Genomic DNA, 14,696 nt, shown 5'->3' with positions numbered 1-14,696 from the left:
CCATCGAGCCTGTTTGGGCTTTGTTTGGGCTTAAAACGCAGTTTTTGTCCCGTTAGTATCCCCAATTCTCAATTCTCAATTCCAAATTCCGGCAAAACGAGAGTGAAAAACAGATATAGCAACCGCCACATCGGTGAGGACATCAATAACCGGAATGAATAGAGCCGATACCCGTACGGAATCAATGGTTTGATTCGGGTTATGCAACTGTCAACTGTCAACTGTCCACTGTCAACTGCTATACTGCGATTGCTTCGTTCCTCTCTTCGGACAAATCCTAACCCAAGCGTATTGCCTTAAACCCAAGTTTGTAGAACTTTTCCTGCTAATTGCTGTCCCAACCAAGGCGTATTTGCCGATCGCGACTTCAGACTATGCCCCTCAACAGTCCAACTCATTAGCGGGTCGAACAAAATCAGCTCAGCAGGGACACCCAGCGCCACCGCGGCGGGGGTTTGTCCGAGACAAATCGCCGGCCCTGTACTCAAAACTTGCCACAGTTCCAAAGCCGAAAATTCGCCAGTTTCCACCAGTCCGTGCCACAGCAAAGGCAACGCTAATTCCAAGCCGATCGCGCCGGGCGGACTATCCGCAAAAGCCACGGTTTTTTCCTCGTAAGTATGGGCGTTGTGGTCGATCGCGATCGCATCAATCACCCCATCTTTCACAGCTTGAATTAAGGCTAATTGGTCGCTGCGAGTGCCCAACGGCGGTTCTAGGTGTAAATTCGGATCGTAGGCAAACGAAGCCGTCAGAGCATTTTTCCCGCCTCCCGAATCTTTGGCATTTCCAGAAATGGCGCCAACATTTAACAGCAAGTGCATCCAAGTCACACTCGCCTGCACCGGCAAACCCCGCGCCTTGGCATCTCGAATCAATTCCACGCTGCGGGCGGTAGAAACGCGCATGATATGTACAGGAGTACCTCCAGATGCCACCAACTCCAGAATTGCCGCCAAAGCCGATGTTTCCGCACTCGCCGGAATTCCCGGCAAACCCAAGCGCACCGACACCGCACCCTCCCGCGCGGCGCCATTTTCTGCCAAAGCTCGATCGCACGGCCACAAAGCCACGGACTTATTCAACGGCTGGATATACTCAAGCAAACGCCTCACCAGAGCCGGATTAGACAGCGGCAAACCGTCCGCAAACCCCACCACCGCAGAGGAGGCCAGCTCGCCCAATTCCGCCATCTGCTGCCCTTTCACGCCCGCTGTCAGCGCGCCCCAGAAATACAAGCGGGGCAGACCGGGAGACAAATTGCGGATATGTTGCTGCAACAAAGCTAAACCGGCCAAATTATCCACTGGCGGGGATGTATCGGGCAAAATCGCTACTCGCGTAAAACCGCCAGCCGCCGCAGCCTGCATTAAGGATTCTAGGGTTTCTCGTTCTTCAAAACCCGGTTCTCCGCTATGACTGTAAATATCGGTTAATCCTGGCCCTAAAATTAGGCCTCGGCAATCCCGGACTTCTGTGTCGGCGGGAATCTCGGTAATGTTTTCTTGGATTGCTGTGATCTGATTTTCTGTAATTAGAATATCAGTGGTGCGATCGATCTTTGAAACTGGATCGAGCATCCTTACATTTTGTAGCAGTTCGCGGCTCATAAATTAAGATTCCAACATAAAAATTTAAACATTTCAGAATTTATCTCATGTCTCGTAAAATAACCGTTATAAAGTTCGTAGTGAGGACTTTAGTCCTCTGATTTATGCGGACTAAAGTCCTCACTACAAACCTGACTTTAGTCCTCTGATTTATGCGGACTAAAGTCCTCACAAACCTGACTTTAGTCCTCTGATTTATGCGGACTAAAGTCCTCACTACAAACCTGACTTTAGTCCTCTGATTTATGCGGACTAAAGTCCTCACTACAAACCTATTAAAGTGCTCCGGCTGCTGTTTGGTCAAAAACGCCACCACTTAAATGAGTTGTGACGTTCATTGCTTGCAATACTGGCAAACCGTCGGGGCCGTGGGGATAATCGATCACGCTAACGGCTCCGTTTCCTTGTTTGAATTTCCAGAAATGTTCGGGTTCTAAATTGAATAGGTGGCAGAGAAGGGCTTTGTTGACGGCATCGTGGGCAACGACAATTCCTGTACCAGTAACTGATTGTACGATTTCTCGCCACGCTGCGATCGCCCTTGTCCAAACTTGCTCTAAATTTTCTCCTTCTGGCATTTGCACTTTTTCGGGAGATATTTTCCATTCTTCGAGCAAACCCGGGTAGGATGCTTCTATTTCTGATTCAAATTTTCCTTCCCAAAGTCCGTGGCTGATTTCTCTCAATTCGTCGCGGAGTTCTAGTTGCAAATCGCCGTGATATTTGAGAATGATTTCGGCTGTTTCTTTCGGGCGCAGCATGGAACTGCTGATGGCAAAATCTAATTTTACGTCTTTGAGAAATTCTGCGGCTTGCCGAGCTTGTTCGCGGCCGTTATCGTTGAGAGGTACGTCTATTTGTCCTTGAAATTTCCCTGCTCTATTCCAGTCTGTTTCACCGTGACGTACTAGCAACAAGCGCGGGCCTCGGTGTCCGTCCCTGGGTTTGGGGAAGATTTCTCCGGTAGGGGCAGTTAAATTCAAGGATTCTAATTGAACTGCAATTTTCTTGTTGGATTCTGTTTGGTCATCGGTAAATCCAAAATTGATGACACTAATTCCACAATTTGATTGTTGAATTGATTGATAGTAATCTGGGGTAATTTCTGAGGCTGTAGCGATGAGCGCGCGGTTAATTCCGTTGTGACCTACTACTAGAATTGTGCCAGAAGTGTGGCGTGATAAAAGTTCTTCCCAAAACTTGCGGGCGCTAGCAAAAACGGCTAGTACCGGAAAGTGTTCGATTTCTCCTTCGGGGGAGGGGATTTTCATGGAAAATTTGTCGGGATGTTGTTGCCATTGCTGATATGCTTCGGGGAATTGGTCGATCACATCTTGGCGCAGCATTCCTTCCCACAATGGCACATCGATTTCCATCAATTTATCAGTTGGTTGGAGTTCTGGCGGATTTGTCAAGCGCGACAGGATTATTTCTGCTGTTTCTTTGGCTCGCTTGAGGGGACTTGTATAGGCGGCATCAAAGGCGATACTGCTGAGTGTGTCGCCTACTTGCAGGGCGGAGGCGCGGCCTGCTTCTGTCAAAACTGATTTATCGAGGCGCCCTTGGATGCGTCGCTCTTGATTGTAGGTGCTTTTGCCGTGACGGACTAAGATAATGCGAGTCATTCGATTTTAGATTTTAGATTTTAGATTTTAGATTTAGCCTGTTACCGAGTCTTCGGGTGCGCCCATAAGCACCTTACCCCATTGAAAAATCTCGCTTTTAGCCTAGTCTCGATCCCCCAAAATCCCCCTTAAGAAGGGGGACTTTGAGCGTTTCCTGTCCCCCCCTTGCTTTCGGGGGGCTAGGGGGGATCGGGGCCTAGTCGTCAAACTGTAGACTGATACTACGTTTGAGCTGGTTGTTGACACGCCTTGCGGTGCGTACCTTACCCAGTCGAAGGGTGCGAGGCGAGTCAAAAAGATGAGCCAGTGAAATTTTACCAGTTGTCGGGATACTCTCGACTGCAACGACCTATGATTGAAGACGGACAAGACTTAGCCACGGATTTGCGCGGGACGGAAAAGCAGGAATGACACTGAAGCGGATAATTTTAGGTATTTTAACGGCGATCGCGATCGCTCTGGTCGGTTTATCTTTACTTGCTAGTTGGAATGAACCGCAAATTCAAAGCCGACTGGAACTCTACCAGACAAATTTGCTGCTTCACGCCTCGGAGTGGCAACCTGAAAACAATCAGAGTGCTAATTTAACTTCGGCGCGCAACAATATTATCGGTTCGGAGCCTTTAAATACGGCTTTGACGCAGTATCAAGCAGCGCGAGATTCGACTCAAAAAACTCTCAAGAAAACTCAATCAGAATTCAAAGAAGTTCAGTCAGCCATCGCCTCAAAGTCAGAAGATAATACTCTGAAATTTGCTCAAAGTAAGGGTTTGTCAGAGTCGCTCAAGCAACAGTCGGCGCTGCTCAACGAACTTGACTTGCGCTTAGGAGTTTTGCAGGCAAGCAGCGACAAAACAGAGGCGGCGCTCCCAACTTGGAAAAATTTAATTGCGCGGTACAAAAATCAAATTGATTACGATTATTCCGTGGCAACTGCTGAAGTTTTAACTGGAATTTGGAGCAATCCGCCTCAACTGCTGCCGGATGCGGAACCGCGCATTCAAAAGTCTTTGGATGGCTGGTTTCGCTATCGCGCTCTCGCTCAACTTTACAAGCTGCAAGAACGTTCTAAGGAACTGGTGGCGCTGCAAGCAGCAGAGCAGGTAACGGCTGAGCAAGCTGTAGAAAAGTTGGCAATTATTGTTGGTGTTCCGACTATATCTCTTTGTATTGGCACGGTTTTGCTGGTTGGTTTGAGTGTACAGTGGCTATTGCAACGGAAGCAGTTAGATAAGGTAGGTTCGGGGCCGCTGTTGGCGCGAAATGCGAGTTTGACTTGGGATGTGCCTTGGGATGGCGAGATTGTTTGGCAGGTGCTGGTGGTCGGCTTTTTCTTTGTCGGGCAAATCCTGATTCCCTATTTGTTGCTGCCAGTTTCTCTGGCTGTTCTCAAACTGAATCCTGCTACTTTTGACGCGCGCGAAAAGGCTTTTTATATCTTTGCTACTTATTTGTTGCTCTCGGCTGGGGGGCTTTCGGTACTGTATTTTTCGGTTAAGTCTTTTTTGCCTTTGCCTGATGGTTGGTTTCGGATTAATTGGCGGGGGAATTGGTTTTTGTGGGGGTTTGGCGGCTATTTTGTGGCTTTGCCTTTGGTGGTTGTGGTGTCGCTGCTCAATCAGCAATTATGGCAGGGACAAGGTGGCAGTAATCCGATTTTGCCGATCGTCCTTGAAGGTAGGGATAACGTGGCTCTGGCGGTGTTTTTCGGCACTGCTGCGATCGCGGCTCCGGTTTTTGAGGAAATCGTGTTTAGGGGCTTTCTGCTGCCTTCTCTGACTCGCTATTTGCCTGTTTCGGGGGCGATCGCAGCTTCGGCTTTCTTGTTTGCGGTGGCTCACTTGAGTGTCTCTGAGATTCTGCCTTTGGCGACTTTGGGCGCGGTGTTGGGGTTTGTGTACACGCGATCGCGCAATCTCCTCGCTCCCATGCTTCTTCACAGTCTTTGGAATAGCGGAACTCTCTTGAGTCTGTTTCTTTTGGGCGGCGGCGCGAGTTAATGCGGGCGGTTGTGAATAATTGTGAATTAACCGGGTTTTGGTGACATCTACCGGCACTGCCTGCTGAGGTTGAATTTGGCGATCGCCCGTTGAGAACTTTAACGGAAAAACTTGCTTTAAGATAGAAGTAATATCTTGTCCGCTGATGGATGAAACACTGGCGCGGGCGATCGCACCCAAGCGAACTTGACAATCCGGCTAATTTTTAGGTTAAATTTAAGTGAGGATGAGGCTTAAACCCCATGAGCAATTTCAACAGTCGCAAGTTAGAGGGAACGCCGAGTTGGATGCGTTTGGCACCCTACGCAGCCCTAGGCATTTTAATATTTTCTGTCAATTCCGGTAGCGAACTCAATTATTTCTTGAGAGGCTACTCGGTGATTCTACAGGCTCAAGCCGGTATAGTTCTGCTGTATTTTGCGATGTCTAAGTTTCGCAAAAACCCACATAAATGAGTAAAAATTAGTCATAAGATTACTGAGTTCGATCGTTAAAGGTCGATCGCACAAGTTAAAGTAAAAAAAAAACTGGGGAAACAAAAAAATGGTAAAAGATAAAACTGTAGCAGTTGTGTTAGCTTTCGTTTTAGGAGGTTTCGGAGTTCACAAATTTTATTTGGGGAACAACTTAGCAGGTGTATTGTATTTGATATTTTCGTGGACATTAATTCCCTCACTGATCGCATTTTTCGATTTTCTCGGCCTGCTGCTGATGTCGGAACAGGCTTTTCAGGTACAGTACAATGGCGGAATGTTGCCGTCTGGGTATGCCCTCAGAGCCGCAAAAGATGTGACTGGGGCGATCGCAGATTTGAAAGGACTTTACGATATGGGCGCAATTACCGCCGAAGAATATGAAGAAAAACGCCAAAAACTACTGCGGGAATTGTAATTTGTGAAGGAAGAAGGAAGAAGTCATTAGTCAATAGTCAATAGTCAGTAGTCAATAGTCAATAGTCATTAGTCATTAGTCATCAGGAAGAAGGGAATCCACGCTTGACATGATTTACGCACAAATTCTATATGTAGTAGGGTGATCCCCTCAGAACATTACCCCTATCAGTAGCGTGTCAAACCACTTTTTGCGTAAGTCTTGCATGAAAAGGGTGGGATTTAAATAAGAGTCAAATAAAAGTCGATTGAGGATAGAACTAAAGTGTCTCAAGAGTTATACTGGCTGCGTCAAACTCCCAACTGGGTGTGGTATTCTTTTATTCCCTACTTCGGCGGATTGGCGATCGCCTATGCAGGCCAAAAAACAAATATTCGCAGTTGGATGGGATGGGGTGTTGGCATTACTTTAGCCGCACTAGCACTATCTTCTTCCACTAATTTGGGCACCCTCGTTTGGATCGCTCAAATTGTCACTGCTTTTGCTTTGAAAAAGCGCTATCTGATCAAAACTGCACCCAGAGGCTTACTGGTTCCTGCAACTGCGACAAATGCCGAAGAACTAGCCAACCTGCGCGGCAAAATAGATATTAACGAGTGTACCAAAGATGATATGGTCAAAATCTTGGGTTTGCCGATCGTCTACGCTAACGATATCGAATCTTTGCAAAACGAAGGCTACCTTTTTACCCACGCCGAAGAGTTATCGGAAATCGCCGGAGTTCCCGAAAGTCACGTCCGACGCATCGCCCCGATGATTTGCTTTAGCTACAATTATCAAAAAGAATCCCAGTTTACTTGGAAACGGTTAAATATTCTTTCGCCCGAAGAGTTGATCCAAAGCGGTTTAGATCGGGTTGTTGCCGAAACAATAGTTAGAGAAAGGCAAAGCAAAGGTGCATACAAATCAGTTGTTGATGTCAAGCGGCGGACGGGACTGCCTTTTGATTCCTACCGCCATATTTGTTAATAATTTGCCGTTATTAGTTGTGGATTTAATTTTTATTTTGAGGGCGGGCTAGAAGCTCAGCCCACAAGAGTTTGACCCATGCAGACCTCAGAAACCCGGTTTCTTCCTAGATTTCTCGCTGCTCGACAAAAAACTCGTATAAACCGGGTTTCTTGCCCTCGTGGGTAAGCCCTGAAAATGTCCGAATTGGTGAATTAGGAACAGCTTATGACAACAAAATTAGAAGTTGACCGACATAAATTGTATGATACTGATTACCTCAGATGGATTGAAACCACTGTGGAAAAGTTGCGGACTCGCGAGTATTCAAACATCGATTGGGAAAACTTGATTGCAGAAATAGAAGACATGGGGCGAAGTGAACGCAGGAGTTTAGAAAGTAATCTTGTGGTAATTATCCTGCACTTGCTGAAGTGGCAATTTCAACCGGATCAGAGAAGCGGTAGTTGGAAAGGCAGCATTGTTGAACATCGCAGACGCATTCGCAAAACCCTAAAAGATTCCCCCAGTCTCAAACCAGATCTTGAAGAAATTTTGGCTGAATGTTATGCGGATGCCGTAGAACAAGCAAGTGCTGAAACTGGATTGTCTGTAGAAACGTTTCCGCCATCATGTATCTACTCTGCTATTGAGGTTCTAGATTCTGACTTTCTGACAGATGAGATGATTCAAGGGTAGTATGGCAAAAAGCACGGGTAGCACATCCTGCTGATTAACATTAAATACACCTGAAGCCGCAAAAATCTTGCCCAACAGGCGGCCAAGAGCATAACTATTAAAAAAAGTATTGCTCATCTTGACATTTCCCGAAAATAATGATATTAAAATATTTTAGTAAAACCCATATTTTTCTCTCTTCTTAAACTCCAAGCCGGGAAGAGCTTTTCAAAACTGGTGTGGGCAATGCCTTAAATATCAGTGGTATCCTATCAGAATTATTATTTAAACGGAAAACGGCACAATAGTAGCAGTACCACTAACATCACACTTATGTCTGACTCTCCTCCATCTCAAATCTCCCCAGAACCCTCACCCGAAAGCGCTGCTACCGAAAACCGCAGTGCGAAAGCTCGGCAACTGTTGGGTATGAAAGGGGCCGCTAGCGGGGAAACTTCGATCTGGAAGATTCGCTTGCAACTGATGAAACCGATTACCTGGATTCCCTTAATTTGGGGCGTGGTGTGCGGGGCGGCTTCTTCGGGAAACTATGTTTGGAATTTAGAGAATTTCTCGATCGCCGCAGCTTGTATGTTGATGTCAGGGCCTCTGCTGGCGGGCTACACTCAAACTTTGAACGATTTTTATGATCGCGACATCGACGCCATTAACGAGCCCTATCGTCCGATTCCTTCCGGTATCATCTCGATTCCCCAAGTAGTAACGCAAATTTTGGTATTATTAGCCGCAGGGATTGCGGTAGCCTATGCTCTAGACTTGTGGGCTGGTCATGAATTCCCGATCATGACTGTTTTGACTCTCGGCGGCGCATTTTTGGCTTACATCTACTCTGCGCCACCGCTGAAACTCAAGCAGAATGGCTGGTTGGGAAATTATGCCCTAGGTGCTAGCTACATTGCCCTGCCTTGGTGGGCTGGTCAAGCTTTGTTTGGCAAGCTGGATGCTACGATTATGGCTTTGACTCTGTTTTATAGTTTGGCAGGGCTGGGAATTGCGATCGTTAATGATTTCAAAAGTGTTGAGGGCGATCGGCAATTAGGGTTAAAATCTTTGCCAGTGATGTTTGGCATCGACACCGCAGCCTGGATTTGCGTGTTGATGATCGACATATTTCAAGCAGGGATTGCAGGCTACTTGATTAGCATTCACCAAAACCTGTACGCGGTCATTCTCGTGCTGCTAATTGTGCCGCAAATCACTTTTCAGGATATGTATTTTTTACGCAATCCCCTGGAAAATGATGTTAAATATCAGGCAAGTGCTCAGCCTTTCCTGGTGTTGGGTATGCTAGTAGCCGCTTTGGCACTAGGTCATGCTGGTTAAGCAGAATTTTGAGTTGTGAATTTTGAGTTAAATAGTTTTTAATTCAAAATACATAGCTCAAAATAATTAACAGTGCTGTTGAATACAAAATATCAAGTTAAAAATTAAAAATTGAAGAGGTCTAGCCTTTTTAATTTTTAATTTTTAATTTAAATTGATGAGGTTTGAAGGTCTGAACGTGGCAGAATTTTTCTCAAATATTAAGGATAAATTGAGCAAAGTCACTAAGGCAGTAGGCGGTAATTCCGATCGAGAATCGCCGAATGTTGCCAATAGCACCGGGCTAAACTCACCGCAATCTCCGGCTCAATTGTCTGCACAGACAACAGGTGAGCGATCGGAGTATGTGGTATCAGAAGATGCTACACCTCTAGAAGAGTCAGAATTAGCATCAGAATATTATTCCGACTCAGAAGACGATGAATATCCAAGAGTCCAGCGCAATTGGCAAGGGTTGAGGCGCTTAATCATTTGGTTGGAAATTGATCCTCTAATTACTACGTTGCAAGCAAAGGGAAGAGAATTGTTGCAGCCGGGATTGAGTGGGCACAGAACTAAATCACCCCAAAAATCTGATAATAGTGTAGTGCCGAAAAATAGCGCACCGCAAAGTACCGAACTGCAAATAAATACCGAACTACAGGAAAGTATTGCACCGCAAAATACCGAACTGCAAATAAATACCGAACTACAGGAAAGTATTGCACCGCAGGAAGATAGCGCACCGCAGGACAATACTAAAAAACGAATCTCCCGTCGCCCGAGATTTTGGATCGGTTTAGGTGTTCTCAGTATAGGAAGTGGCGCTTTAATCTACGGTTTGTGGATTTTATACACCTTAGACAAAGGTTTGCCGGATGTTAACGATTTGTCGGCTTTTAACCGCGATGGAACGCTGACAATTAAGGCGGCAGACAATACGATTTTGTCGCAGTCGGGGCCGGCAACTAGAGATAAGCTGAAACTTAAGGAAATTCCCGAACTGTTGACGAAAGCTTTTATTTCCATAGAAGACCGCCGTTTTTACGAACATCGCGGGGTGGATTATCAAGGTATTGTGCGATCGATTGTTTCTAATGTGATAGCGAGAGATTTGGTGCAGGGCGGCAGTACAATTACGCAACAATTGGCTCGCGTTGTTTTTCTCAATCAGGAAAGAAGTATTAAGCGGAAGGTTCGGGAGGCTCTTTTAGCTCAAAAAATAGAGCGGGAGTTGAGTAAAGAACAAGTTTTAGAACGGTATTTAAATCTGGTTTATTTGGGTTCTGATGCTTACGGGGTGGCGGATGCGGCTTTGGTTTTCTTTAGTAAAACAGTCGATAAATTAACTTTGGCAGAGATGGCAACTTTGGCGGGTTTGCCGCCGGCACCGAGCGAATATTCGCCTTTGGTTAACCCGGATATTGCTAAGCAACGCCGCAATCTTGTGCTGAAACAAATGCAGGAAGCGAAGGTAATTACAGAGGCTCAGGCGAAGGAGGCGATGGCGGAACCTATGGCGGTTAAACCAAGTCCGCCGAAGCGATTTAAAGTAGTCGCGCCTTATTTTGCTAGTTACATTCGGAAGGAATTGCCACGCTATGTTTCTCAGGATGCTTTGGAAGCTGGCGGTTTGACTGTCGAGACGACGGTGGATTTGAAGTGGCAGAAAATAGCGGAACAGGTTGTTAAAAATGCGATCGAAGTTGATGGCCGCCGTCAGGGTTTTGAACAGGCGGCTTTAGTTTCTATGGACACTAAGACTGGGGAAGTTAAGGCGCTGGTGGGCGGCGGAAATTTTAAGGAAAGTGAGTTTAATCGCGCTACGCAGGCTTTGCGGCAGCCCGGATCGACGTTTAAAGGGTTGGTTTATGCCGCGGCGATGGCTGCTGGTTTTTCTCCCTATGACGGTTACGAAGACGAACCAATTATTATCGACGGCTATCAACCGAATAATTATGGCAAAAAATTTAGCGGTTGGCGATCGATCTCTGATGCTTTGACGCGTTCGGTGAATGTCGTCGCTGTGAAGGTGTTGATGGATGTGGGCTTTGAACCGGCGATCAAATTAGCCAACGATATGGGAATTAAGTCTAAATTGAGTCCGATTTATTCCCTGGCTTTGGGTTCTTCGGAGGTGAATTTGCTGGAGTTAACCAATGCTTACGGTACTTTAGCATCGGAAGGGAATTTTATTGAAGCCCACGGAATTACTCGGGTGATTAATCAGCGGGGAGATGTGATTTATCAGGCTAATTTTAAACCGAAGCGGGTTTTGGATAAGGATAGTGCTGCGATTACTACTTGGATGTTGGAGGGTGTTGTGCAAGACGGTACGGGGGGGCCTGCTGCTTTAGCCGATCGCGCTGTAGCGGGCAAAACTGGTACTTCGGAAAATGTCAGGGATTTGTGGTTTATTGGTTACATTCCGCAGGTGGTGACTGGGGTTTGGCTAGGAAATGATGACAATTATCCCACCTGGGGAACTAGCGGTACGGCGGCGTATAATTGGCGCGATTTTATGAGTCAAGCTGTTAAGGGAATGCCGGTTGAGAAGTTTCCGAAGTTGCCTAAGTTGGAGGGCCGCAAAGGCAGTATTAAAGCGAAGCCGGTGCAGCCTAATAGGATTATTCGGGGGATGATTGTGAATGAGGATGGGGCGATCGTACCTTACAATCCTAATCCCGAACCCCGGCGTCGCGAGTGGCAAGAGCCTGCTTATCAAGAGCCTGCTTATCAAGAACCAGCTTATCAAGAGCCGAGATATTAAGCGATAATTACAAACAATTGCGATGTGTAGGGGCGGGTTCACCAACAATCCTTAATGAGTACCAACAATTGAAATAAACCCGCCCCCACCCAACCAATAATTTAAATGTACATTGGATTGATTGCAAAAATTGGAATTTGGAATTTTTAACCGCAGATTATGGCAGATTAACACGGATTAACGCAGATGTAATTGCGGATTTCAATCGTATTGCAATTTAATCTCGTTTGAGTCGCACCATAAAAAAGCCATCCATTTGATGCTTATGCGGCCAAACTTTCACCCATCCTTCTGGTGATGGCTGTACGGGTAAATCAATGGTTGGCGGTTCGATTTGCCAGTGTGGATTGCTATCTAAGAACGATCGCACAACCTGTTCATTTTCCAAGGGATGAATCGTGCAAGTTGCGTAAACTAATACGCCGCCGGACTTGACAAATGTCGCTGAATTTGCTAGCAATTCCGATTGCAGTTGCGATTGTTGTTGAATGTTTTCCGGTGTGTGTCGCCAGCGGGCGTCAGCGCGGCGGTGGAGGGTTCCGAGGCCGGAACAAGGTGCGTCTAATAACACTCTGTCTGCGAGGTTGATAAATTCTGGGAATTCGCGGCTGTCTCCGGTATGAATTTTAATGGATTTCATCTGGAGTCTGTCTGCATTTTCTGTAAGTTTTTTAAGTCTGCTAGCGGTTTTGTCGCAGGCGTAAATAGTGCCTGTATCCTGCATTAATTCGGCGCTGTGGGTGGTTTTCCCTCCGGGTGCGGCGCAGGCATCGATGATGATTTCCCCAGGCTGTGGATCGAGTAAATGGGTGACTAATTGAGCGCTACTATCTTGGATTGTCCACCAACCTTCGCTATATCCGGGGAGGTTTTGGATTGCGCCGGTGCTACCATTTAGTCTTAATGCTTGGGGTAAATGGGGGATTCTGCTAGTTGAGATGTTCTGGGCTTGGAAGGCGGCTTCGATTTGGGCGATCGAGCTTTTTAAGGGATTGATTCTGAGGTGAATTGTGGGAGATTGGTTGAACCATTCACAGAGTTGTTCGGTTTCGGTTTCGCCTAGTTGTTCGATCCATAATTCTACTAGCCAGTCGGGGAAGCTGTGCAGAATGCCGAGGCGTTCGACTGATGATTTATAGTTAGTAACTGTTAATGGGTTTAAGTCGGTTTCTGTTAAACGGATGTATTGTCGCAGCAAGCCGTTGACAAAACTGCTGAGTCCTGCAAAGCCGTTTTCTTTTGCTAGTTGAACGGTGGTGTTGACGGCGGCGGAGGGGGGAATATTGTTGAGATATTGGAGTTGATAGAGGCCTAAATGTAGGATGGTGCGGAGGTCTGGCGGTTGTTGGGAGGATTTTTTGGTGGCTAGTTTGTCGATGATGAAGTCGATCGCGCGCATTCTCCTAACGCTACCGTACACTAATTCTGTGACTAAACGCCGATCGAGGTCGCTGAGTTGAGAATTGCGGAAAGTGCGATCGAGGGCGGCGTCTGCGAATGCACCTCGGCGGTGGACTTCGCGGAGTGCGAGAAAGGCTATTTGGCGAGGATTTTGCATAGTTAAGATATGGGGGCTTAGAAACCGGGTTTTTTACGATAATACTTCGTTACAGCCCGCAAATTCGGTGAAAAACCCGGTTTCTTTGTCGGAGTGCATGGGGCCCAGAAACCGGGTTTTTTACAAAAATACTTCGTTGTTACCGACAGATTAGGTAAAAAACCCGGTTTCTTTGTCGGAGTGCGTAAATCCTGTGTTACTTATTCTACTTTTCCTGACACCAACGGTTCTAATAAAGTGCGTTCTTCAATGGGAAGTTCTAGCAAAACTCGTCTGTCGCCCTTGGTTTCCTTATAGCGGACAGCCGCATTCAGCAGGCGGATGGGAATTTGGAATTGTTCGTAGTTGCTGGTTAGTTCTCGCCACAATTCTAACCAAGTGCGGGCGGCTTTGTCGCTGACCATTTCTGACATTAGCGCGGGGATGTTTCGCACGATTCCCTGTCCTAAGACTGAGAGATATTTGTGTTTTTCGTAAACTGCAATTAGGCTGGTGATGCGAGTCTGAGATATGGCTGGATCGTTCGTGTGCGCGAACAGGTTGCTGATAATTAATTCGGCATCATCTGGGGCGGCTTCATTATCGGGTTCGAGGCGTTGGAATGCGTCGTATAAGGCGGTTATACCTTCATCCCAACGATTTAATCCGAGAATGGCAATGGCGCGCTTGAAGAAGACAGGTGAATCTTGATCTCCAAGTGCGATCGCTTTATCACAAGATATTAAAGCTTCTTCATAGCGGCCAAGATTATCCAAAGTCCAACCTCGGCTAGACCAAGCCCACTTATCATTGGCATCAACTTCGAGCGCGCGATCGTAAGATGCTAAGGCTTCATCATAGCGTTTTAGGTTGTTGAGTATACCGCCTCGATTAGCCCAAGCCCACTGATAATTGGGGTCAAGTTCGATCGCGCGATCGAAAGATACTAAGGCTTTATCATAGCGTTTGAGGTTGTTGAGTACATTGCCTCGATTAGCCCAAGCTGACTGAGAATTGGCATCTAGTTCGATCGCGCGATCGTAAGATACTAACGCTTCATCATAGCGTTTGAGATTTTCGAGTAAATTTCCTCTTCTAGTCCAAGCCCACTGATAATTGACATCAAGTTCGATCGCGCGATCGAAAGATACTAAGGCTTCATCATAGCGTTTGAGGTTGTTGAGTACATTGCCTCGATTAGCCCAAGCTGACTGATAATTGGCATCTAGTTCGATCACGCGATCGAAAGATACTAAGGCTTCATCATAGCGTTTGAGGTTGTTGAGTACATTGCCTCGATTAGCCCAAGCTGAC

Annotated in this window: 11 protein-coding genes; 7 read left to right on the top strand and 4 right to left on the bottom strand. The window is 46.5% G+C overall.

Annotated elements, in window-relative coordinates; genetic code table 11:
• Positions 1–296: 296 nt before the first annotated feature.
• Together QUB68_RS19020 and QUB68_RS19015 are read right to left on the bottom strand one after the other, a co-directional pair.
• Positions 297–1,610 (bottom strand): dihydroorotase, encoded by a 1,314-nt coding sequence (locus QUB68_RS19020; protein WP_332995377.1) that lies wholly within the window; start codon positions 1,608–1,610, stop codon positions 297–299.
• Between the two features lie 275 nt (positions 1,611–1,885).
• Positions 1,886–3,235 (bottom strand): histidine phosphatase family protein, encoded by a 1,350-nt coding sequence (locus tag QUB68_RS19015; protein WP_332995375.1) that lies wholly within the window; start codon positions 3,233–3,235, stop codon positions 1,886–1,888.
• Positions 3,236–3,642: 407 nt separating this feature from the next.
• Between QUB68_RS19015 and QUB68_RS19010 the strand changes: the two genes are divergently transcribed.
• The 7 genes from QUB68_RS19010 to QUB68_RS18980 all read left to right on the top strand — a co-directional run bounded on the left by QUB68_RS19010 (position 3,643) and on the right by QUB68_RS18980 (position 11,845).
• Positions 3,643–5,235 carry a CPBP family intramembrane glutamic endopeptidase gene (locus QUB68_RS19010; RefSeq protein ID WP_332995373.1) on the top strand — a complete coding sequence of 531 codons (1,593 nt, stop codon included), beginning with the start codon at positions 3,643–3,645 and terminating at the stop codon, positions 5,233–5,235.
• A 242-nt stretch (positions 5,236–5,477) separates the two neighbouring features.
• Entirely contained in the window at positions 5,478–5,690 is a 213-nt protein-coding gene (locus tag QUB68_RS19005) for a hypothetical protein (protein WP_332995371.1), read from the top strand.
• 88 nt (positions 5,691–5,778) lie between these two features.
• Positions 5,779–6,126: an NINE protein gene (locus QUB68_RS19000; protein ID WP_332995369.1), complete on the top strand. Its 348-nt coding sequence runs from the start codon at positions 5,779–5,781 to the stop codon at positions 6,124–6,126.
• 264 nt (positions 6,127–6,390) lie between these two features.
• Complete coding sequence (locus QUB68_RS18995) at positions 6,391–7,095, top strand: helix-hairpin-helix domain-containing protein (RefSeq protein WP_332995367.1); 705 nt, start codon at positions 6,391–6,393, stop codon at positions 7,093–7,095.
• A 207-nt stretch (positions 7,096–7,302) separates the two neighbouring features.
• Positions 7,303–7,773: a DUF29 domain-containing protein gene (locus QUB68_RS18990; protein ID WP_332995365.1), complete on the top strand. Its 471-nt coding sequence runs from the start codon at positions 7,303–7,305 to the stop codon at positions 7,771–7,773.
• Between the two features lie 312 nt (positions 7,774–8,085).
• Positions 8,086–9,096 (top strand): chlorophyll synthase ChlG, encoded by a 1,011-nt coding sequence (gene chlG, locus QUB68_RS18985; RefSeq protein ID WP_332995363.1) that lies wholly within the window; start codon positions 8,086–8,088, stop codon positions 9,094–9,096.
• 157 nt (positions 9,097–9,253) lie between these two features.
• A complete protein-coding gene (locus QUB68_RS18980; protein WP_332995361.1) occupies positions 9,254–11,845 on the top strand; it encodes a transglycosylase domain-containing protein in 2,592 nt (863 codons plus the stop codon).
• Positions 11,846–12,062: 217 nt separating this feature from the next.
• Here QUB68_RS18980 and QUB68_RS18975 read toward each other — a convergent pair whose 3' ends face one another.
• Together QUB68_RS18975 and QUB68_RS18970 are read right to left on the bottom strand one after the other, a co-directional pair.
• Positions 12,063–13,403: a 16S rRNA (cytosine(967)-C(5))-methyltransferase gene (locus QUB68_RS18975; RefSeq protein WP_332995359.1), complete on the bottom strand. Its 1,341-nt coding sequence runs from the start codon at positions 13,401–13,403 to the stop codon at positions 12,063–12,065.
• Positions 13,404–13,603: 200 nt separating this feature from the next.
• A partial coding sequence (locus tag QUB68_RS18970; RefSeq protein WP_332995357.1) for a tetratricopeptide repeat protein occupies positions 13,604–14,696 on the bottom strand: 1,093 nt, incomplete at its 5' end.

Origin of the sequence: Microcoleus sp. A006_D1 (assembly GCF_036702805.1) — a bacterium.
In the GTDB taxonomy this organism is placed as follows: domain Bacteria; phylum Cyanobacteriota; class Cyanobacteriia; order Cyanobacteriales; family Microcoleaceae; genus Microcoleus.
Note: the sequence above shows the minus strand (reverse complement) of the source record. Positions and strands in the feature narration are given on the sequence as shown.

Excerpts from the sequence above, each read along its gene's own strand:
- QUB68_RS19020 (WP_332995377.1), bottom strand. The coding sequence starts at position 1,610 with ATGAGCCGCGAACTGCTACAAAATGTAAGGATGCTCGATCCAGTTTCA.
- QUB68_RS19015 (WP_332995375.1), bottom strand. The coding sequence starts at position 3,235 with ATGACTCGCATTATCTTAGTCCGTCACGGCAAAAGCACCTACAATCAA.
- QUB68_RS19010 (WP_332995373.1), top strand. The coding sequence starts at position 3,643 with ATGACACTGAAGCGGATAATTTTAGGTATTTTAACGGCGATCGCGATC.
- QUB68_RS19005 (WP_332995371.1), top strand. The coding sequence starts at position 5,478 with ATGAGCAATTTCAACAGTCGCAAGTTAGAGGGAACGCCGAGTTGGATG.
- QUB68_RS19000 (WP_332995369.1), top strand. The coding sequence starts at position 5,779 with ATGGTAAAAGATAAAACTGTAGCAGTTGTGTTAGCTTTCGTTTTAGGA.
- QUB68_RS18990 (WP_332995365.1), top strand. The coding sequence starts at position 7,303 with ATGACAACAAAATTAGAAGTTGACCGACATAAATTGTATGATACTGAT.
- chlG (WP_332995363.1), top strand. The coding sequence starts at position 8,086 with ATGTCTGACTCTCCTCCATCTCAAATCTCCCCAGAACCCTCACCCGAA.
- QUB68_RS18980 (WP_332995361.1), top strand. The coding sequence starts at position 9,254 with ATGAGGTTTGAAGGTCTGAACGTGGCAGAATTTTTCTCAAATATTAAG.
- QUB68_RS18975 (WP_332995359.1), bottom strand. The coding sequence starts at position 13,403 with ATGCAAAATCCTCGCCAAATAGCCTTTCTCGCACTCCGCGAAGTCCAC.